At 61.8% G+C, this 20,585-nt stretch carries 22 protein-coding genes; 21 read left to right on the forward strand and 1 reads right to left on the reverse strand.

The genetic code is table 11. The features are described 5' to 3' along the window. Positions 1–2 precede the first annotated feature (2 nt). The 16 genes from sctJ to BLT09_RS01425 all read left to right on the forward strand — a co-directional run bounded on the left by sctJ (position 3) and on the right by BLT09_RS01425 (position 16,837). On the forward strand, positions 3–836 hold the full coding sequence (gene sctJ, locus BLT09_RS01350; protein ID WP_280141121.1) for a type III secretion system inner membrane ring lipoprotein SctJ: 834 nt from the start codon (positions 3–5) through the stop codon (positions 834–836). 47 nt (positions 837–883) lie between these two features. Then, positions 884–1,456, forward strand: coding sequence for a SctK family type III secretion system sorting platform protein (locus tag BLT09_RS01355; RefSeq protein WP_167366293.1), 573 nt, complete (start codon positions 884–886; stop codon positions 1,454–1,456). A 5-nt stretch (positions 1,457–1,461) separates the two neighbouring features. Then, positions 1,462–2,082, forward strand: a complete 621-nt coding sequence (gene sctL / locus BLT09_RS01360) for a type III secretion system stator protein SctL (RefSeq protein WP_091590159.1) — start codon at positions 1,462–1,464, stop codon at positions 2,080–2,082. Then, complete coding sequence (locus BLT09_RS01365) at positions 2,079–3,437, forward strand: FliI/YscN family ATPase (protein WP_091590161.1); 1,359 nt, start codon at positions 2,079–2,081, stop codon at positions 3,435–3,437. Before sctL ends, BLT09_RS01365 begins: the two co-directional genes overlap by 4 nt. After that, positions 3,424–3,912, forward strand: a complete 489-nt coding sequence (locus tag BLT09_RS01370) for a hypothetical protein (RefSeq protein ID WP_091590162.1) — start codon at positions 3,424–3,426, stop codon at positions 3,910–3,912. The genes BLT09_RS01365 and BLT09_RS01370 overlap by 14 nt, the downstream gene beginning before the upstream one ends. A 151-nt stretch (positions 3,913–4,063) precedes the next feature. Further along, positions 4,064–5,038 (forward strand): type III secretion system cytoplasmic ring protein SctQ, encoded by a 975-nt coding sequence (gene sctQ, locus BLT09_RS01375; RefSeq protein ID WP_167366294.1) that lies wholly within the window; start codon positions 4,064–4,066, stop codon positions 5,036–5,038. After that, a complete protein-coding gene (gene sctR, locus BLT09_RS01380; RefSeq protein ID WP_023799504.1) occupies positions 5,031–5,684 on the forward strand; it encodes a type III secretion system export apparatus subunit SctR in 654 nt (217 codons plus the stop codon). Before sctQ ends, sctR begins: the two co-directional genes overlap by 8 nt. An 18-nt stretch (positions 5,685–5,702) precedes the next feature. Beyond that, positions 5,703–5,972 carry an EscS/YscS/HrcS family type III secretion system export apparatus protein gene (locus BLT09_RS01385; RefSeq protein ID WP_023799503.1) on the forward strand — a complete coding sequence of 90 codons (270 nt, stop codon included), beginning with the start codon at positions 5,703–5,705 and terminating at the stop codon, positions 5,970–5,972. 9 nt (positions 5,973–5,981) lie between these two features. After that, positions 5,982–6,797, forward strand: coding sequence for a type III secretion system export apparatus subunit SctT (sctT, locus tag BLT09_RS01390; RefSeq protein WP_091590165.1), 816 nt, complete (start codon positions 5,982–5,984; stop codon positions 6,795–6,797). A gap of 194 nt (positions 6,798–6,991) precedes the next feature. After that, complete coding sequence (locus BLT09_RS01395) at positions 6,992–7,813, forward strand: D-glutamate cyclase family protein (protein WP_091590167.1); 822 nt, start codon at positions 6,992–6,994, stop codon at positions 7,811–7,813. Positions 7,814–8,080: 267 nt separating this feature from the next. After that, on the forward strand, positions 8,081–9,472 hold the full coding sequence (gene eglC / locus BLT09_RS01400) for an endo-1,3-1,4-beta-glycanase EglC (protein WP_091590169.1): 1,392 nt from the start codon (positions 8,081–8,083) through the stop codon (positions 9,470–9,472). A gap of 91 nt (positions 9,473–9,563) precedes the next feature. Then, on the forward strand, positions 9,564–11,318 hold the full coding sequence (locus tag BLT09_RS01405; RefSeq protein WP_280141122.1) for a type I secretion system permease/ATPase: 1,755 nt from the start codon (positions 9,564–9,566) through the stop codon (positions 11,316–11,318). Next, entirely contained in the window at positions 11,318–12,628 is a 1,311-nt protein-coding gene (locus tag BLT09_RS01410; protein WP_091590170.1) for an HlyD family type I secretion periplasmic adaptor subunit, read from the forward strand. The genes BLT09_RS01405 and BLT09_RS01410 overlap by 1 nt, the downstream gene beginning before the upstream one ends. A gap of 82 nt (positions 12,629–12,710) precedes the next feature. Continuing rightward, positions 12,711–13,004 (forward strand): hypothetical protein, encoded by a 294-nt coding sequence (locus BLT09_RS01415; RefSeq protein ID WP_208602466.1) that lies wholly within the window; start codon positions 12,711–12,713, stop codon positions 13,002–13,004. Positions 13,005–13,512: 508 nt separating this feature from the next. Then, positions 13,513–14,178 (forward strand): dienelactone hydrolase family protein, encoded by a 666-nt coding sequence (locus tag BLT09_RS01420; RefSeq protein ID WP_091590172.1) that lies wholly within the window; start codon positions 13,513–13,515, stop codon positions 14,176–14,178. Positions 14,179–14,290: 112 nt separating this feature from the next. After that, positions 14,291–16,837, forward strand: a complete 2,547-nt coding sequence (locus BLT09_RS01425; protein WP_091590173.1) for an NAD-dependent epimerase/dehydratase family protein — start codon at positions 14,291–14,293, stop codon at positions 16,835–16,837. Positions 16,838–17,118: 281 nt separating this feature from the next. Here the strand turns inward: BLT09_RS01425 and BLT09_RS01430 are convergent, their stop codons facing one another. Further along, positions 17,119–17,373 carry a DUF982 domain-containing protein gene (locus BLT09_RS01430; protein ID WP_091590175.1) on the reverse strand — a complete coding sequence of 85 codons (255 nt, stop codon included), beginning with the start codon at positions 17,371–17,373 and terminating at the stop codon, positions 17,119–17,121. Positions 17,374–17,486: 113 nt separating this feature from the next. On the opposite strand from BLT09_RS01430, the gene BLT09_RS01435 reads away from it, so the two are divergent. The 5 genes from BLT09_RS01435 (at position 17,487) to BLT09_RS01455 (ending at position 20,451) form a co-directional block, all read left to right on the forward strand. Beyond that, a complete protein-coding gene (locus BLT09_RS01435; RefSeq protein ID WP_091590176.1) occupies positions 17,487–18,002 on the forward strand; it encodes a metallophosphoesterase family protein in 516 nt (171 codons plus the stop codon). Between the two features lie 298 nt (positions 18,003–18,300). Continuing rightward, positions 18,301–19,455 (forward strand): DUF3182 family protein, encoded by a 1,155-nt coding sequence (locus tag BLT09_RS01440; protein WP_091590178.1) that lies wholly within the window; start codon positions 18,301–18,303, stop codon positions 19,453–19,455. A gap of 55 nt (positions 19,456–19,510) precedes the next feature. Further along, positions 19,511–19,915 carry a SpoIIAA family protein gene (locus BLT09_RS01445; RefSeq protein WP_139172476.1) on the forward strand — a complete coding sequence of 135 codons (405 nt, stop codon included), beginning with the start codon at positions 19,511–19,513 and terminating at the stop codon, positions 19,913–19,915. 22 nt (positions 19,916–19,937) lie between these two features. Continuing rightward, on the forward strand, positions 19,938–20,159 hold the full coding sequence (locus tag BLT09_RS01450; protein ID WP_091590181.1) for a hypothetical protein: 222 nt from the start codon (positions 19,938–19,940) through the stop codon (positions 20,157–20,159). A 118-nt stretch (positions 20,160–20,277) separates the two neighbouring features. After that, on the forward strand, positions 20,278–20,451 hold the full coding sequence (locus BLT09_RS01455; protein WP_167366265.1) for a hypothetical protein: 174 nt from the start codon (positions 20,278–20,280) through the stop codon (positions 20,449–20,451). The last annotated feature ends 134 nt before the right edge of the window (positions 20,452–20,585 follow it).

A 20,585-nucleotide genomic window follows, 5' to 3' on the forward strand; every position in this document is an offset into this window, starting at 1 on the left:
TCGTGCACACGATAACCTTGCCGCGGCGGTCGACACTATTGAATCGATGCGGCGTTCGGTGCCGCGTCGCGCTCGTCGTGGTGAGCATGCTTGTGCTCCAGGCGTGCTCGGTCGAGCTGTATTCCGACCTCAACCAGCGGCAGGCCAACGAGATCGTGGCCACGCTGATGCGTCACGGCATCCCGGCCCAGCGCGAGGCGGACAAGGACGGCAAAATGACGGTTTCCGTACAGAAGGACCGTTTCGCCGAAGCCATGGCTATTCTCGACGAAAGCGGGTTGCCCAAACAGGAATTCCAGACGCTCGGCGACGTGTTCAAGCGAGACGGGCTTGTATCCTCGCCGGTCGAAGAGCGTGCGACGATGATTTATGGCCTGAGCCAGGAACTGTCGCAGACGATTTCGGACATCGACGGCGTGCTTTCCGCGCGCGTTCATCTCGTCCTGCCCGAAAACGATCCGCTGAGACAGCGGCTGGTGCCATCGTCCGCCTCCGTTTTCATCCGGCATCGCGCATCCGTTCCGATGAATGAGCTGATCCCGCAGGTCAAGATGCTGGTGGCCAAAGGCATCGCCGGGCTGACTTATGACAACGTATCGGTCACGCTCATTCCGGTGACTGCGGCAGTTGCCGAGCACGCAACCGGCGAGCCAGGTTTCACAACGTTCCTCGGCCTCTGGCTGCATCGCGACAGCGTCGCCGCCGCGATGTGGCTGTTTTACGGCATGACGGCGGCTATAGCGGCGCTGGCTGCCCGCCTGGCTTACGTCCAGTGGTATCGACGACCCGGCGTTTATGCGCTCGACGCTTCGGCAATGCCGGTGAAGAAGACATGATCCAGGCCGGCTCGAAGCAAACTGCCAGCCCGGAATGGCAGACATTCATGTCCAATCCTGCAGGCTATGCGGATGCGGCCCGGCTGGCGCAATGCTTTGACGGCACGATCGGCGAGGCTGCCTGCGAGCGTATGTTGCGGTCGCAGCGCCTGCATCAGCGATTGTCAGTGCTTCTGCTCGACCGTTACGGCCTCAGCGGCGCCGTCTCCAACCAACCAGCCGATGAGACAGACCTGGCGATTGCCTTGTCGTCGGGTGAGGAGTTGGAGGAACTTGCGCTTCGCGCCGGCGCGATCTACTGGGCCGGCAGTCTGGCCGCCGTCATTGATGGACGCCAGGCTGCCGCGTTGCAGGCAGCGCTCGGCGCGGAAATCTGCGCTTTCGCAGTCGCCAACCGCGATCTGGCCGGTCCAATGCAGCCGTTGGAGCCCCTGGAAGACATTTATGGTCGTGTCCATGCCGACGGCCTGCGTTGCCTTGGCGCCTGGTGTCAGGCGATGCCGGGCGAAACGAGCATGCGGGTCCGTCTCAAGCTGATGCCGCATGCGCTTGTTGACCAGCCGACAGCCGAACCATTTGCCGAAGCTGGTCCGGCGATCGTTCGACGGGCGATGGGTTAGGCGATATGGTCGAACCGGACAAAGTGACCACTGCCGTGCCGAGGCGCCCCGTCGCCCGCATCCTGCGCGCTGCCGAGGCATGCGCCTGGCAGGATGGGCACGCTTTTCTCGACGAAGCCAGGCGTGATGCGCAGCAGTTGCGTGACGCCGCGCGGCGAGCCTATGCGGCCGAATATGCGCAGGGTTATGAAGATGGCAAGGCGCGAGGCGACGCGGATGCCGCGCGTCTGGTCAGCGAGACCGCGGTCAAGGTCGATCGCTATCTCGGTGGGCTGGAAGCCGAAATCATCAATCTGGCCCTCGATGTGGTCAGGCGCGTGCTGGGAGAATTCGACGCGAGCATGCTGGTCGCCAAGGCGGCCGCGCAGGCAGTCACTGACATTCGCCGCGCCAAATATCTAAAAGTCCGACTTCATCCTGCTTCCGTTAACAGGGTTCGCGACGAACTGAACGCAGTCCTGCGCGAGAGTGACCTGGGCATGACGGTCGAGATCGACGCCGACGATACGCTGGCGACGGGCGCCTGCATCCTCTCGACCGACATTGCCGTCATCGACGCCAGCATCGAGGCACAGCTCGACGCCATTGCCGCTGCGATTTCATCAAAGGCCGAGGCGGCGGCATGACAAGTCCCGCCACCAAGCTCGAGAGCCGCCTCGCATCGATCGTTCCGAACCTGCGTTCCGGCCTGCGTGAAGATGCCAGCCGGCCCAGGAAAGGGCGTGTACGGCGGGTCACCGGCACGGTCATTCACGCGACGGTGGAGGAGGTTCGGATCGGCGAGATCTGCGAACTCGTCGATCCCAGGACCGGCACGGCGACCAAGGCGGAAGTCGTCGGGCTCATGGACGAGATGGCGATCCTTGTGCCGCTTGGCGATCTCACCGGCCTTTCAAGCCTCACCGAGGTCATTGCGACCGGAAAGACCCAGACGGTGCCTGTCGGGCCCGGCCTGCTTGGTCGGGTGATCAGCGCGTTCGGCGAGCCATTGGATGGCAAGCCGCTTGCGCCGGATGGCATTACCGGCAGCTATCCGGTCAACGCCTATCCGCCGTCGCCGCTGGAGCGCAGTTTGATTTCCGAGCCTATCCAGCTCGGAATCCGCGCCCTCGATGGGCTTCTCACCTGCGCGCGTGGGCAGCGCGTCGGCATCTTCGGCGAGCCTGGCGTCGGCAAGTCGATCCTGCTTTCGGATATCGTCAGCGGCACCGACGCAGATGTTGCCGTGGTTGCGCTTGTCGGCGAACGCGGACGTGAAGTGCGCGAATTCATCGAGCATCAGCTTGGGCCGGAAGGGCTGGCGCGGGCGGTCATCGTCGTCGCGACGTCCGACCGGCCGGCGATCGAGCGCGTCAAGGCCGCTTATGTGGCAACCAGCATTGCCGAATATTTTCGCGACCAAGGCAAGCATGTGCTGCTGGCAATGGACAACATCACGCGGTTTGCCCGTGCGCAGCGCGAGATTGGCCTCGCTTCAGGCGAGCCGCCGACGCGTCGCGGTTTTCCGTCTTCGCTTTTTGCAGTTCTGCCCCGATTGCTCGAGCGCTCAGGGCCTGGCCGCGTCGGCTCGATTACAAGCCTCTACAGCGTTCTTCTGGAGGGCGATGGCACGCTGGATCCGGTTGCCGAAGAAATCCAGGCGCTTCTCGATGGTCACGTCTTTCTGTCGAACGAACTTGCACAGCGCAATCATTTCCCGGCCATCGACGTGCTGCGCAGCCGCAGTCGCCTCATGGACACGGTGGTGCCGGCCGAGCATCGGTCGGACGCCGGCCGCTTGCGGGAGCTGCTCGCCCGCTACGCCGACGTCGAATTGCTGCTGCGCGTCGGCGAATACGAAAAGGGCAGCGATGCGCTGGCGGACGAGGCGGTGGCGAAGATCGACGCCATCAACGCCTTCCTGCGACAGCCGTCCGCCACCCACGAGACAATCGAGCAGACACGCGAACGCATGCGGGGGATCGTCAATGAAAGATCGTGACACGATCGCACGATTGCGCGACCTCAGGCGCCACGGTGAACAGCGCGCAAACGAATTGGTCATAAGGCGATACGCCGCTGCGCAGCGGGCCGCCGGGGCGGTTCGGGAGGCGGCCGCCGCGGTCAGCGAACACCTGCAGCACACAGCCGAGGCTGAGGATGCAGCATTCGCTTCGCTTGTCGGGCAACCGGTGAAGGCCGCCAGCCTTTACCGGCTTCAGGGACAGTTCGAGAACGCCGCCAGGCAAACCGAAAAACTTCGGGAAAACGAGAAAATGGCCGGCGTCACCGAGCAACGACGCAAAACCGAGTTATCGGCCGCCCGCAACGATCATCGCGCCAGCATGAAGGCGGTGACGAAGCTGGACGGGCTGTTGCAGCATCTGACCAAACGCACTGCGCGCCGCAGCTTGGCGCTTGCCGAGCTTTCCGAGGAAGACGAGCGCGGTCCACTGCGCTTGCCCGCAGAACGATAGTCCAATCCGTGATCGTGAATATGGAAGTGTGATGCCTCAGGCCTTGGCGTCGGCAAAAAAGAAAACGCGCGCAGAGCCGGCGAGACGCACACGCTCGAGCGTTGGCGAGCCGCTGGCATTGGAATCTGTTGCGGCTGGGGAGGTTGAGGCATTGAACGCCTTCTACCGCCGCCGTGCTGCCGCGCAGATCACGATTGCCGGGAAAACCATGGCGATCGCCGCCGTCTGGCCGGCGCCAAACCCTGTGGACCAGCCAATATGCACGATTGCGTTCACTCTCGGAGACATGGCGGGCAAGTTGCGCCTGCCGTTATCTGTTGTCGAACGAGGTCTTGCCAAGGCTGACGAGCTGATCGACGTGAAACGGCTGGCGCCCGCTCACGCCGCACTGCTGCTGGAGTCCGAATTCGAAAAGGATCTCGAATGGATCGAGAGCAAGCTGGGCGAGACGATCGCTATTACGTCGATCGAACAAGAAGACAGCGTTCTGGACCAAACCGCGTTGGCTTTCGTCCTGACCGGCAAGGACGAAACCATCGGTTGCGCCTTGCGCACCGACAGCGTCGGTCTGGCGGAGAGGGCCGGGGGCTTTCTCGACGCGATCGGCAAAGCAAGACCTCCGGTTCCTGCCGAATTCCCGTTGCCGGTCTGCCTCTGGCGCAACGCGCTTACAATCAGTCACGGTGATCTTGAAAGCCTGCAACCTGGTGATGTGGTGCTCTTCGATGACGAAGAGGAAGACGCGGCATTGGTCATTGCCGAGCGGCTTTATGCCCCGGCGGTGCTGACTGCCAGCGGGCCGCAACTGCTTGCCGCGCCGACTGCAATCGCTGGATCGAAATGGGAGTGGACCATGAACCAAGACACGCCGCCGCGCGCCGATCAGGCATTGGAGGAGGCAACTCTGGACGAGCTGCCGGTTGCGCTTGCCTTCGAACTCGGCCGCACGGCGATGCCTCTCGGCGAGGTAAGGCAGCTTGCGCCCGGCGCCATCGTTCCGCTCGCCAATGTGACGAAGGAGACGGTCGACATCATCGCCAACGGCAAACGCGTCGGCCGTGGCGAGATCGTCCGGATTGGGGAGAGCCTGGGCGTGCGGATCGCCCGCATGTTCGACAATGCTTGATAATTCGCCCAACCTGCTTGGGATCCTGATTGCCGTCGGCTTTGTCGGTCTGCTGCCGCTGGCAGTCGTCACCATGACCGGATTCCTGAAAATCTCGGTCGTGCTGTTCCTCATCCGCAACGCGCTCGGCGTCCAGCAGATGCCGCCCAATCTGGTGCTCTACGGCATAGCGCTCGTGCTCACGGTCTATGTCACGACGCCGTTGCTGAGCGAGATGTCGGGACGGCTTCAGGAAGGGCAGGTTCAGTTCCAGACGACCGACGACCTCGCCAGGGCGACGCAGTTGGTGAGGGAACCATTGCAGCAGCACCTGATCAAGTTCACCCAGCCGGAAGAGCGGCAGTTCTTTCTCGACGGAACGAACCGCCTGTGGCCGGAACAGGCACGACAAGATCTGAAGGACGACGATCTTTCGATACTCGTTCCTGCCTTTGTCGCGTCCGAGCTTACGCGGGCGTTTGAAATCGGCTTTCTGCTTTATCTTCCGTTCCTCATCATCGACATCGTCGTTGCCAACATCCTGATGACGCTCGGCATGATCATGGTCTCGCCGGTCCTCATTTCGGTGCCGCTAAAGCTGTTCCTTTTCGTCGCCATAGATGGCTGGTCGCGGCTGATGCACGGCCTGATCCTGAGTTACGTCTGACGCCGCTGGGAGGTTTGCATGAGCAATGACTTCATCCTGGCGAAGGTCCAGGGCGCGCTCCTGACGGTGCTGTTCGCGTCAGGTCCGGCGATCGTCGCGGCGCTGGCGGTCGGCATCCTGGTCGGGCTGGCTCAGGCGCTGACGCAAATTCAGGACCAGTCGCTGCCGCAGACGATCAAGCTTGTCGTGATCCTGCTGGTCATCATCGTCTTCGGCCCGCTGCTTGGCCAGCAGATCGCCGAGCAGGCCTCGACGGCGCTGGACGAATTCCCCGTCGTCACGCGTTGAGGCGCGCGGATGCCGGTCGAACCCTTCTTCGCGTCGGTCAAGGAGCTACAGTTGTTTCTTTTGGCGGGAGCTTTCGCGCTCGCCCGCATGACCGGGTTCATGCTGCTGATGCCGCTCTTTTCGCGCGTGCCGCTGTCGGGCCTTCTGCGCAACGGCGTTGCCCTGGCGCTGGCGGTTCCGGTCTTTCCGATGATCGTCGACAGACTGACAAACACCGACATCGCGACGACGATGATCGTCGCCTACATGCTCAAGGAGGTCGTCGTCGGGGTAACGCTCGGGCTGGCGATGGGCATTCCGTTCTGGGCGGCCGAGGCTGCCGGCGATATCCTGGACCTGCAGCGCGGCTCGACGATGGGCACGCTGATCGATCCGATGATGACCCATGAGACGAGCGCCACCGGCACCTTGCTCGCCGTCATCATGGTCACGGTCTACCTGGCCGCCGGCGGCCTCGAACTTTCCCTGACCAGCCTCTACGACAGCTATGGCCTGTGGCCGATCGACCAGCTTCTGCCGGTGTTCAGCAAGGATGCAGCCGGCATCTTCCTCGATCTCTTGAACCGCATTCTGATGATGGCATTGACCCTGGTTTTCCCGCTCATCATCAGCATGCTGTTGTCCGACCTTGTGCTGGCCTTTTTGGCGCGCGCCTCGCCGCACCTCAACGTTTTTGCGCTTTCGCTGATCGTGAAGACGCTGGTGTTTAGCCTCGTCTTTGTCCTCTATTCTGCTTTCCTGCTCTTCTACATGGAGCGGGACCTTGGCTTCCTGCGCGAGGCAGGCCGACAGATAGAAGCGATCGGCTGCCGCAGCTGTCAATGACAGCAGGAAGATTTGCGAGAACAGGAAAGTTTGCGACACCAGGAAGGTTTGCGCAAGCGTCCGTCGTAAGATGAAGCAATCGTTGGCCGGCCAATAAATACAATTTATCGTTGAGGAAAGATTCTGACAATTTGACAAGCAGCCGAGCCGCCAACGATCTTACGCCCTCCCGACTTGTCTCTGAACCGGAAGCCATGGCTCGCCTGACCACTTCACCGATCTTCGAGGACCTGCGACTGGTCGATGCGGACAGGCTACGCAGGCTTGTCAGAATGGGCGCCTATGAGGGGCATACAGGGGGGCTGGCGCATGGCAAGCTCCAGGCCAATGTTGTGATTGTGCCGCGCAGCTTTGCCAGCGATTTCCACCAGTTCTGCATCCGCAACCCGAAACCCTGTCCATTGGTCGGCGTCAATCGCTCCGGCAGCCCATTGATCCCAGCGCTGGGCGACATCGACATCCGCACCGATGCCCCCCAGTACAACATCTATCATTTCGGCGAGCTGACCCGTCGGAGGACGGACATCATCGACCTGTGGCAGGATGATTTTGCCGCTTTCGCGCTCGGCAGTTCGCTGACCGTCGAAGCTGCACTTGCCGAAAAGAAACTGAGCCGCATCGGCTGCGGCAAGGCCTCGCCCAAGTTTCGAACCAGGATTCAGACGTGCCGCGTCGGACCGTTTGGTGGCGAAATGGTCGTCTCGATGCGTCCGATAAGCCGTTGCGATGTCGACAGGGTTCGCGCCGTCACCGCACGCTTCCCGCATGCCCACGGCTCTCCCATCCATGTCGGAGATCCCACGGTCATCGGAATAGCCGACTTGATGGCTCCCGACTGGGGCGATGCGGTTAAAATCATGGACGGGGAGGTCGCTGTATTCTGGGCCAGCAGCATCACCGCACAGGATGCGCTTGCTCGTGCCGAGCTGGCGACCTCGATCACGGTATCGCCGGGGCACATGCTGATCACCGATGTCGATGCACGAGCCGATGCGGGCGCTTTCAAGGTCTACTAGCAGTTCTTCATCACCGGTCAGCGTTAATGCTATTCGAGATGCAAAATGCGGTGAGAGTCGGTCTCGATCTGCCTCACCACATCTTCGATCATGTTGCAGTGGCCCAACCTTATGCACTCGAGGCAGTGAAGCTCCCCGGCAAGTGCTCCCACTACGTGATAACCATTTGGTAACCTTCCGAACTGGAAAGTGAAAAAGTACTGGCTACTTTTGCCGTCGATAGATGTTAGGGCTGCTATCGAGCGAGACAAAGGAGAAAACACCGGGATGGCCACGGTTCTGAACGCCAAGGGCGTTCCACTTGCCTACAGCGGCTCCTCCGCAAGGTGGTATTCGGCGACGAATTCCGGCCCGACCCTTTATGGCAGCACATACAACGACTCGATGTATGGCGACGCTGCCGTCACCGTCACAATGCGTGGCGGCAAAGGCGACGACATCTATTATCTGTATGCCGCGAAAAACAAGGCGGTCGAGCTGTCCGGCGAAGGGGTGGACACCATCTCGACCTGGATGAGCTACAAGCTCCCGGCGAATTTCGAGAACCTGACGGTCACCGGCGACAAGCGCTATGCTTTCGGAAACGAGCTGAACAACATCGTTACCGGCGGCTCCGGCCAACAGACGCTCGACGGCTTGCAGGGCGATGACGTGCTCAAGGGCGGATCCGGGGCGGACATTTTCGTCGTCAACCCCGGCAACGGCAGTGACCTAATCCTGGACCTTGGCGCGACGGATACGGTTCGCGTCGGGAGCTACGGCTTCACCTCCTTCGAAGAGGTGCGCGCCAACATGGTGCAGTCGGGAGCCAACGTCCGGCTAAATCTGTCCGACGGCGAGTTTCTCGTCTTCAACAACAAGACCATCGGCGATTTCACTGAAAGCCAGTTCAAGCTGGCCGTGGACAGGTCGGCCCTGGAACTCACCTTTTCGGACGAGTTCGATACGTTGGACCTGTGGAACGGCTCGAGCGGCACCTGGGATTCGAATTACTGGTGGGGGGCCGCGAACGGCAGCACGCTCACGAGCAACAATGATCTTCAATGGTACATCGATACCGACTACGCCCCGACCCGCTCCGTCAATCCGTTCAGCATTGAGGACGGTGTTCTCACCATTACCGCCGCCCGGGCTCCTGAGGCGATTCGTCCCTACATAAATAACTACGAATACACGTCAGGGTTGCTGACGACCTACGAATCCTTCGCGCAGACCTACGGCTATTTTGAAATTCGCGCCGACATGCCCGAAACACAAGGGGCATGGCCGGCCTTCTGGCTTCTCCCGGCGGACGGCTCCTGGCCACCGGAACTGGACGTCATCGAGATGTTCGGTAAAGATCCAAACAAGCTCATCCTGACAGGCCACTCGAACGCGACGGGAACTCATACAACAGTAGGCACGACGGCCTATGCCGCGGATACCGAAGGGTTCCACACATATGGCGTGCTTTGGACAGAAGACGAACTCGTCTGGTATTTCGACGACGTCGAAGTCGCTCGTGCCGCAACGCCTGCCGACATGCACGACCCGATGTATATGCTGGTGAATATGGGGATTGGTGGCCAAGCAGGAGAGCCCGCCGACGAGCTTGCGACGCCTGCGGAAATGCAGATCGACTACATCCATGCCTATGCGTTGCAAGACTGGGTTATCTAACATTTGACAGATGGGCTCGGCACCGACACGTTCGTCATCAGGCCTGATTTCGGGCGCAGCCATTGCCGCCTGAAACCGAACTGGAACTGACGTGAAGCCGACGTCGCATCCCATTCCACCCGAGCCGCCGCGAACGACACTCGCGGCGGTTTTGGCTTCCTTCCGGCGAGCGTTGGCCGGAATTGCGTTGATGAGCGGCGTCGTCAATGTCCTGGCGCTGACCGGCTCATTCTTCATGCTGCAGGTCTATGATCGTGTCATACCCGGCCGCAGCGTGCCGACGCTCGTCGGGCTCGCCGTGTTTGCCGGCACACTTTTCGTTTTTCAGGGCGTTCTCGAACTCATCCGGTCGCGTTTGCTGGTGCGCATCGGGATGGCGCTGGACGCGCGCTTGAGCGGACAGGTCTATGCCGCCCTCATGCGTCTGCCGCTGCGAACCAAGCTCGCAGGCGACGGCCTTCAATCCTTGCGCGATCTTGACCAGGTGCGATCGTTCATGTCGAGCGCCGGTCCGACCGCGCTTTTCGACCTGCCGTGGATGCCGCTCTACCTCTTGATCTGCTTCCTGTTCCATTTCTGGATCGGCATGACGGCGCTGGCCGGCGTGGTCATTCTGTTCAGCCTGGCATTGCTTGCCGAAATACGCACGCGAGAGCCCGCCAGAAAGGCAAACAGTCAAGCGGCAGCGCGCAATACACTTGCCGAAGCGACACGTCGCAATGCCGAGGTTCTGCAGGCCATGGGCTTTGGCTCGCGCATCGCCGAGCGCTGGTCAGGGATCAATGCCGGCTATCTCGACACCAATGCAACGGCCAGCGACCTTGCCGGGACGCTCGCAACGATCGCGAAGATCCTGCGCATGATGCTGCAATCGGGCATCCTGGCAATCGGCGCCTATCTGGTCATCCATCAGGAAGCGACCGGCGGCATCATGATCGCCAGTTCGATCATGATGAGCCGGGCGCTCGCACCGATCGAACTGGCTATCGCCCACTGGAAGGGCTTCGTCACCGCCCGCCAAGCCTGGGCTCGGCTGACCCAGCTTTTGGTCCTGCTTCCCGAAACTGCGACAAGTGTCTCGCTGCCTGCTCCGAGATCTGCTCTTTCGGTCGAAAGTATCAGTGTCACACCGCCGGGTGAGCGCCGGATGGTCGTGCAGGACGCCACCTTTGCATTGGAACAGGGCGTCGGCCTCGGCATCGTCGGGCCAAGCGCTTCGGGCAAGTCATCGCTCGTTCGGGCAATTGCCGGCATATGGCTGCCAATCCGCGGCACCGTCAGGCTGGACGGCGCAACGCTCGACCAGTGGTCGCCGGAAGAACTGGGCAAGCATGTCGGCTATCTGCCTCAGGATGTGCAACTGTTCGACGGCACCATTGCCGAGAACATCGCGCGCTTCGAACCGCAAGCGCCCTCGGACAAGATACTGGCGGCTGCGCGCGCGGCCGGCGTTCATGATCTCGTCATCCACCTGCCGGAAGGCTACGAGACGCGCATCGGCGAGGCCGGTTCGGCGCTTTCGGCTGGCCAGAGGCAGCGGGTGGCGCTTGCCCGGGCTCTCTACGGTGACCCGTTTCTGGTTATTCTCGACGAGCCTAACTCCAACCTCGATGCGGAAGGCGAGGCGGCGTTGACGGTGGCGATCCAAGCTGTTCGCGCGCGAGGCGGTATAGCCGTCGTGGTCGCACATCGTCCGAGCGCGCTTGCCAGCCTGGATCAGGTTCTTGTGATGGCGAACGGCCGTATTCAGGCCTTTGGTCCAAAAAATGAGATCTTGAACAAGATAACCCGCCCAGCGGGCGTCCCCTTGAAAGTCGTTTCCGGACTAGAAGAGACGGCATCCTGATGGCGCAACGCATGATATTCGCGGCCGATCGCACCATTCGACGCTATCTGCTTGGCGGTGTCGCAACCTGCATCCTGCTGGTTGGCGGGGCGGGGAGTTTGGCTGCCGTCACCGAGATTTCCGGGGCCGTCATCGCTTCGGGAAAGCTGGTTGTCGATTCCAGCGTCAAGAAGGTGCAGCATCCGACGGGTGGCGTTGTCGGTCAAATCTTCGTCCGGGAAGGCGATGCCGTGCAATCGGGCAAGGTCTTGATCCGCCTCGATGAGACCATTACCCGGGCCAATTTGGCGATCGTCTCGAAGAGCCTGGATGAATTCGAGGCGCGGCTGGCTCGCCTTGAGGCCGAGCGCGACGGCAAGGCAAGCATCGTCTTTCCAGCTTCGCTTGTGTCACGCCAGGATGTCCCCGAGATTGGTCGGGCGATGGCCGGCGAGCAATCTCTGTTCGAATTTCGCCGACAGGCACGCGCCGGTCAGAAGGCTCAGTTGCAGGAGCGCATTGCGCAGCTTGCCGAAGAGGTTTCCGGCCTGACCGAGCAAAGAGATGCCAAGAGCCAGGAAATCAAGTTGATCGGCTTTGAGCTCGAAGGCATGCGCAGACTTTGGCAACGCAAGCTGGTTTCGATCGATCGCATAACTGCGCTTGAACGCGATGCCGTGCGGCTCAAAGGCGAGCACGGGCAACTGACTGCGGCCATAGCGCAATCGAAGGGTCGTACCTCCGAAATCCGTTTGCAGATCATCCAGATCGACCAGGATTTGCGCAGCGAAGTGGCAAGCGAACTGCGAGACGTCCAGGCAAAGATCTCCGAGTCCGTCGAGCGCAAGGTTTCGGCCGAAGATCAGCTCAAACGCATCGACATACGCAGTCCGCAGAACGGTGTCGTTCATCAGCTCGGCGTGCACACGGTCGGTGGCGTTATATCTCCAGGCGAGCTCATCATGCTGATTGTCCCGGTGACGGACGACCTGACCGTCGAGGCGCGCGTGGCTCCGCAAGACATCGATCAGTTGACGCCAGGGCAAGGCGCGACCCTGCGGCTGTCGGCATTCAATCAGCAAACGACGCCGGAACTGAATGGTGCGGTCAGCAAGATTTCCGCCGACCTCAATGTCGATGAGAAAACAGGCACCGGCTTTTACACCGTGCATGTTGCTTTACCGCGCACAGAGCTTAGCCGGCTCAAGGGCGTGGCCCTGGCGCCAGGCATGCCTGTCGAGGTGTTCTTTTCGACCGGCAACCGCACCATGCTGTCCTATCTCGTGAAACCTTTGGCGGATCAGATCCAGCGAGCTTTCAGGGAGCAGTAGGCTCTCTCTGAGAGCCGACGAGCTGAATTCCGGAACAAGGATGCGATTTTGCCGTTTCGCCTGAAACCGGAAGCTATCCCACATGTCCGAGTTGACGAATGAAGAGATCGAGGGTCGGCTCAATGCCCAGCGAGAGACTCTGGCGCTGGTCGTCGCGCTGCTTGCCGGCCCCGACAAGTCAGAGCGAATATGGGCCGAACTGGAAGCCCGCTTTCAATTCCAGAACAATCAGGAAGACCCCGGCGCCGTGCCAAGCCGTGCATTCGCCATTGAGAGCGCGATGATGCGGGAGTTCAAGCTGATCTTCGAGGAAGCGCGGGCACGCAAGGCGGAATGGAATGCCGACAAGCCATCCACCAGCGGCGCCAGTTCCTGACGGGGGCTGCCGCCCGGCCTGCGGCACCGGGCCACCATGCCTTCGTCATCCCAGGGCGAAGCAAGAGCGAAGTACCTCGGAGCGTCACGACGGTGCAGAACCTTTGATGGCAGAGCGAGGCGCCCCCCTCTGTCCTGCCGGACATCTCCCCCACTTGGGGGGAGATCGTCCTTCATCAATGATTTCGCCAACCACCAACCTTGCAAAAAGGACGCTGCCCGCGAAGCTGCCGATCTCCCCCCTCGTGGGGGAGATGCCGAGTCTTGGGCAAAGAGGGCAGGACAGAGGGGGGCGCGAAGGATCGCTACAGAGCGCTTTTCTTCTGGTCAGCTGCATTCCTCGGCTGAGGTAACGGCATGCATCCCAGGGTCTGCGCCGCGTCGCTCCGGATGGAGGCCATATTTTTTCTGACCTTCCCCGGAAACATTTCCGCCATGCCAGTGTTTAACGCACTGAGTGGGTGCGAGGCGCAGTTCCTCTGCGGCGATCCTCCCTTTGGAGTGTAACGATGCCGGCAACCGCCATGACAGAGGTCGAGGAGGTCAGGATCGAGCCCGGCGGGCTCGTCGGGCTGCTGGGCGTGCCGCACGGTGCGCAAGGCATCGTCATCTTCGCTCATGGCAGCGGAAGTGGACGGCTCAGTCCGCGCAACAATCACGTGGCCGCTGCACTTCGGCAGGCCGGACTGGCGACCCTTCTCGTCGACCTGTTGACGTCGATCGAGGAAGGCGACAGGCGAAACGTCTTCGACATTGACCTGCTCGCATCGCGGCTCGCGCTGGCCACGCATTGGGCGGCTGCCGAAGCCCGTACCAGAAGGCTTGTTCCGCTCTATTTCGGGGCAAGCACTGGCGCCGCAGCCGCGCTGGTGGCCGCGGCACGCCCGGATGCAGCTATCGCGGCTGTCGTCTCGCGCGGCGGCCGGCCCGATCTGGCGATGGATGCGCTGCCGGCCGTGCGTGCCCCGACACTGCTTCTGGTCGGCAGCCTGGACGGGCCGGTGATCGGGATGAACCAGCGTGCCCTTGCCGCGCTGAAGGGCGAGAAACAGCTGATCATTATCGACGGTGCCGGCCACCTCTTCGAGGAGCCGGGCACATTGGACGAAGTGGTCAGGCACGCCACGCGATGGTTCCTCGATCATCTCGCGCCCCCGCAAAGGCCGAGGCAATGATCCTGGGCAGGTCAAAACGAAATGAATCCAGTTCCAAGTTGCCGGGCGAGCCGAGCAAGGCCAAAGCGCATCGCGCCATCGGGCCGCTCTTCCAACGGGGTCGGGCCTGACCATGGCAAATCACGGCACCACTCTTCCGACGGTTCTTGTCACCGGCAGCAGCGGCTTCCTGGGGCAGGCGATCGCGCGAGGCTTGATCGATCGCTATCGCGTCATCGGCCTCGATGTCGCAAAACCGAAGCATGCCCCCGCCGGCATGGAGACGATCGAGATCGATCTCACCTCCGATGAGGGCGTGAGCAGGGCTGTGCAGGCGGCACGGGAGCGCAGCGGCGGCCGCATCGCTTCGGTCGTCCATCTTGCCGCCTATTATGACACGACCGGCGAGGACAACCCCAGATATGACGCCGTCACCGTGCAGGGCACGCGCCGGCTCCTGAAGGCGCTGACGGCGGTCGAGAGCGAACAGTTCGTGTTCTCCAGCACGCTTCTCGTCCATGCGCCAAGCCCGGAGAAGGGCGCGAAAATCAATGAGGACTCGCCGCTTGACCCGGCCTGGGCCTACCCAAGATCGAAAGCCGAAACCGAGGCGCTGATTTCGCGGGAGCGCGGCCAGATCAAGACGGTGATCCTGCGGCTCGCCGGCGTCTATGACGAAGACTGCCGGGCGGCCTTTATTGCCCAGCAGATCGCCCGCATCTTCGAGCGCTTGCCGACCGCTTATCTGTTCGCCGGCGATATCACCGCCGGCCAGCCCTATCTTCACAAGGACGATCTCGTCGATGCGGTGGTGCGCACCGTCGACCGGCGCGCCGAACTTCCGGCCGAGACCGTGCTTCTGATCGGCGAAGAAGACACACCGTCATACGAGGAGATGCAGAAGCGCATCGGCCGGCTCATCCATGGCGAGGACTGGCGTACCCTGGCGCTGCCGAAGCAACTGACGAAGCTCGGCGCGTGGGTGCAGACGGAGGTGCTCGACCAGGACACCGACATCAAACCGTGGATGATCGAGAACTCGGACGATCATTACGAGATCGACATTTCGCGGGCCAAAACCCTGCTGGGCTGGGCGCCCAGACACAATCTGCTGGACACTCTGCCGGAGATGATCCGCCGGCTGAAGCAGGACCCCACGGACTGGTACGCGGTCAACAAGCTCGATCCGCCCGTTGTCGCGGCTTCGGACCCCGAGATCGAGCAGGCCGAAAGGCGCCTCAAGGGACCGCTCGAGCGAAGCAAGGAAGACGTCGAAGCGGCGATAGAACGGCATCGGTCGAGGACGCTCTGGGCGCCGATGACCAACGCTGCGCTTGGGCTGTGGCTGGTCACCTCGCCAATGACAACTGGCCTGTTCGATCCCGTCACAGCCGCAATGCCGCCCGCTCTGGGGCACGCTGTCGCGGAGCCGCAATTGCGCAACGCAGGCCTCGGCGTCAGCGAGATCGTTTCCGGCCTGCTGGTGACGGCCTTTGCGTTGATGGGCATGTCCCGGCGCTGGCGCTGGGTGCAGTGGATCACGGCGTCGCTCGGAGTTTGGGTGATGCTGGCGCCGTTGCTGTTCTGGACGACCAGCGCCGCCGCCTATGCCATCGACACGCTCGTCGGCATGCTGATCGTCGCCTTTGCGGTGATGATCCCGCCGACCCCTGGCATCAGCCGCCGCGCGCTGGCGGCCGACGACGACATTCCGCTGGGCTGGACCTATTCGCCATCGACCTTCACGCAGCGGATTCCGATCGTGGCGCTGGCCTTCGTCGGCCTGTTCGTCTCGCGCTATCTCGCCGCCTTCCAGATGGGCCACGCGGATGGGCTGTGGGATCCGTTCTTCGGCCCCGGCGGCGCGCCGGTGCGCAACGGCAGCGAGGCGGTGGTGACGTCATGGGTCTCGAAGGGCTTTCCAATCGCCGATGCCGGGCTCGGCGCCTTCGCCTATTGCCTCGATATCCTCGCCGGCGCGATCGGCGACCGACGGCGCTGGCGCACCATGCCGTGGATGGTGCTCCTCTTCGGCTTGCTGATCGTTCCGCTTGGCGTGGTCAGTGTGTCCTTCATCATCATCCAGCCACCGCTGATTGGCGCGCTGTGCACGCTCTGCATTCTCCAGGCCGCCGTCACGGTGGTGCTGATCCCTTACTCCATCGACGAGGTGCTGGCGACCATCCAGTATCTCTGGGGCGCGACGAGGGCAGGCGAGCCGTTCTGGCGTACCTTCTGGATGGGCGGACCGGCGCTGTCGGAGAATCAGACGCCTGGCGCCGATCTCGACCGTCCGGTTTTCGAGGTGCTGAAGGACTTTGTCACCGGCGGCGTCAGCTTCCCGTGGACGCTGGCAGCAAGCACGCTGCTTGGCGCCTTGCTGATGACCACGCCATTGATCTTCGGCACGCAGCCACCGCTTTACTTCAGCGATCACGTCGTCGGCTGTCTCATTATCATGGTCGCAGTCACGGCCATGGCCGAAGTGGTCCGGCCGCTGCGCTTCCTCAATGTCGTGCTTGGCGCATGGATCGCGGTGTCCCCCTTCGTGCTTGCCGGCGGTGAAACCCCGGCGATGGTGGCGGACGTTGCGATCGGTCTGGCGCTGATCGTGCTCAGCCTGCCGCGCGGCACGCGCAGCGACCAGCACTATGGCGGTTGGGATCGAGCGATTGTCTAAGCAACTCGCGGCGGCTCCGGATAGTACTGATACGCAGTGATCCTTCGCGCCCCCCTCTGTCCTGCCGGACATCTCCCCCACAAGGGGGGAGATTGGCAGTTCCGCCGACAGCGCCTCTTTTTCGAGGTTGGCGATTGGCGAAATCAAAGATGACAGCCGATCTCCCCCCAAGTGGGGGAGATGTCCGGCAGGACAGAGGGGGGCGCCTCGCTCTGCCGTCAAACGTTCTGCATCGTCGTGACGCTCTGAGGTAACGGAAGGGTTCGCAGGGTCTTGACGAATCAGATTTGTTCGCCGAGCAGGATCCTCGCGTCCTTGGCCGCGACGATGAACGCCTGGCGTGCGACCCTTGGCGGCTTTTCGCCGCGGATAACAGCAAGGCAGGCTGCGATTGCAGCCAGTCGCGTCTTGGACGCTGGCGTCGGCCAGTCCTTCAGCAGAACTTCAGCCGCATCGGAGACAGACAAGACAACCCTGTCACGATCGATCCGACCGGGTTGAACGACAATTGGCTTTCTGAAACGTCTCGTGCGCACGACACTCTCCAAAGCGAGGAGTATGTTAGCCGCGTCTGATCTTGTTGGCCACCTCAAATGTTAATTGCGGGAAGGCGAGGTTCGGACAACGTCCGCAAAGGCTGTGAACGACCATGATCTATTTCACGGCCGACACACATTTCAGCGATCCCCGCATTCTGCGCATCGATCGCCGCCCGTTCGGCTCGCTGGCCGAACACGATCGAGCGCTGATTTCGCTCTGGAACGAAACCGTCGGCCCTGATGACGAGCTCTGGCATCTCGGCGACTTTGCCAGGGGATCGACCGAATTCGTTGCATCGCTGCTGTCGTCTCTTCATGGCGAGAAGCATCTGATTATCGGCAACAACGATGGCGCGGCGACCATAGAGGCTGCGGGTTGGGCCAGCACACAGCATTACAAGGAACTGACGATAGACGGCAGGTTGCTGATCCTTTGCCACTATCCTTTCCGCACCTGGAATCAGATCGGCAAGAAATCGATCAATCTGCATGGCCATTCCCACGGCAGGCTGAGCCCGGTCACGCGCCAGTACGACGCCGGCGTCGACAGCTGTGATTTTCGCCCGGTCACCCTTTCCGCCATCCTTGCAAGCCGACGCCGGCACCCCTCCACTTCGTCATCCTAGGCGGAGCAAGGAGCGAAGCGCCGCGCGCAGCCCCTGGGATCCATTCCGTGACGTCAGCCCAAGAATGCAGCGGCTCAGAATAAAAGCGCTCCGTAGCGATCCTTCGCGCCCCCCTCTGTCCCTCGGCGATCAAAGTTCTGCACCGCAGCAGCGCGTTCGAAAAGACGCAGCAGGCGGCGAGCCTGCCAAGCCGGGCTGAACGTTTCTGCCATCTGATGCGTTCTCCCGGGGCAGGGCGCGTAGCGACCGCAACATCGGCGCCCAATGGCCATAACGAGGAAGCACCGGAACGAGCGAGATGACCGAGCACAGAGGCACTCAGCCGAGCCAGCCAAAAGGCACCGTGATCGCATTCTCCGCGCCGGGCTGCGAGCCTCTCTACGCTCACGAGCGGGAAGCCATAGCTGCCGTCGCCCGCACCATTGCCACCCTCAAGGGGTTTGCCTTCCGGCAGGGTCTAGGCCGCAGCAGCGGCAATGGCGGGCGCTTGTACTTCGTGCCGGACGACAGCTTGCTTGCCAGCGATGCGGCACGGCTGGGTATCAACGGGCCGCAAGACCTCTTCGGCGGCGTGGTGCCTTGGCGATTCGCGACCACCAAGGCGATAACCCACGAACTGGTCGACGACCTGGCCGAGCGACCGAAGGAATGGTCAACCGGCTTCGGCAGAACTGTCGCCGCCGCAGTATTGCCTGGCTACACCGTGTTTTCGCGGCACGATGCGCTGCGAGCAGCGCAACGCCTGCTGAGGCATGGGCTGGCCCGGCTCAAGCCACCGCTTGCCTCGCGAGGCCAGGACCAGCACATCGTTCGCACGGTCGCTGACGTCGAGAGACTGCTCGAGCGATACCGCTCCCCCGACTTGGACGAGTACGGTCTGGTGCTCGAAGCCGACCTTCGTGACGTCGTCACTGTGAGTGTTGGCAGAACCGAGATCGACGAAATCATGGTCGCCTACTACGGCACTCAAACGACGACGACCGATAATGCGGGACAATCCGTTTATGGCGGGTCGGACCTCATTGTCGTGCGCGGCGGATGGGAAGCTCTCAAAGACCTAAGGCTTTCCCGCGCACTGGCTTCGGCAATTGCGCAGGCGAGAGCCTATGACGCGGCGATGGCTGAGTATCCTGGATTTTTCGCCTCGCGGCGCAACTACGATATCGGCCAGGGTGTCGATTCGTCGGGTATCTGGCGATCCGGTGTGCTCGAGGCCAGCTGGCGCATTGGCGGCAGCAGCACGGCCGAGCTTGCGGCAATAAAGATCATGAAGCAGGACCCGGACATCCAACTGGTGCGTGCGTCCGCGGTCAAGACGTTCGGCAATACCAGCCGGTTGCCTGACAACGCCGACGTTCACTTTCAGGGAGAAGACCCCGATGAGGGTCCGATCACGCGCTATACCGTCGTCACGCATGCGACCCGGGAGCCGCCAAGGAAAGCGGTGGGTTAGTGTCTAAAAACGCTTAGGACCAGGGAACATCCGTCGGCGGCTTGAGTTGTTCGGCATGATCCCGAAAACCAATCCGAAGGAGGAAAAAGTGATCGAGGTTATTTCTGCTCCTGAGAATGTCGCCGCATTTCGCGTTGCCGGTACCGTGACCGCGGAGGACTACGACAAAATCATCCCGACCATCGAAGAGAAACTGAGCGAACATGAAGAGATCGGCATCCTGGCCGACCTTACCGATCTGGAGGACATGACGGGCGACGCGTTGCGCCGCGATCTGCAGTACGGCTTGAGCAAACTTGGCGAACTCCACCGCTTCCAGCGTGCCGCAGTGGTGTCCGAAAAACAGTGGATCAAGGCAGCTACCGAAATGACGGGCGCACTGTTCCCGCAGATCGAGGCGCGGGTGTTCCCGGCGGACGAAAAGACCCAGGCTCTGGAGTGGGTAGCACGCGTTCAATAGCGGTATCGATGGGGGAGCGGCCATGCCAACCATCTACAACAAACGACAGAATTCGGACGGCCTGTGGGAAGTCTATGACAACGAGAGCGAGGAAGCCGTCGTGGTTGACGGCATGCCGCTTTCCGGCCTCGATGAACTCGAAGCCAATGAGGCCATTCGAAAACTCAAGCGGGGTGAGGTGACTTCCGACAACATTCCGCCGACTGCCCAGTCTGGCTGGCCTCCGACCAAAGACGGCATATAATGAATGCAAGCGTCTTGCCCCGGCGCGAGCAGGTTGCAGGGGCCACGTTTCCAGTGCATTCTTGCTGTCGTCGATGACCACACAGTATCTTAACCACCAGTTGGAATGCCCTTATTGCTTGACGATAAGGCTGAGGATTCCGGCCGACGCCGGTCCTGCCGACCGGATCTTTTGCGACGACTGTGGCGAATTCCTCGGGACCTGGGACGATCTGCTTACCGATTTTGAGAGGCAGGGCGGCCAGGACGGAGTGTTCCGTCTGGACAAGGGCCGTATCAAGCGGATCGATTGAGCCGATTGCTGGCGAAGCCATTTGCTCGCACCGCCGTCTCGCCAGCGTAAGCCTTGCAGCACCTGCGCGGCCTGAGGCGAAAAATTTCCAGCGGCTCGAATCATCAGGGAACTTGTTGCCGGCCGGTGGGGTTA

The organism is Mesorhizobium muleiense (assembly GCF_900099905.1).
In the GTDB taxonomy this organism is placed as follows: domain Bacteria; phylum Pseudomonadota; class Alphaproteobacteria; order Rhizobiales; family Rhizobiaceae; genus Mesorhizobium; species Mesorhizobium muleiense.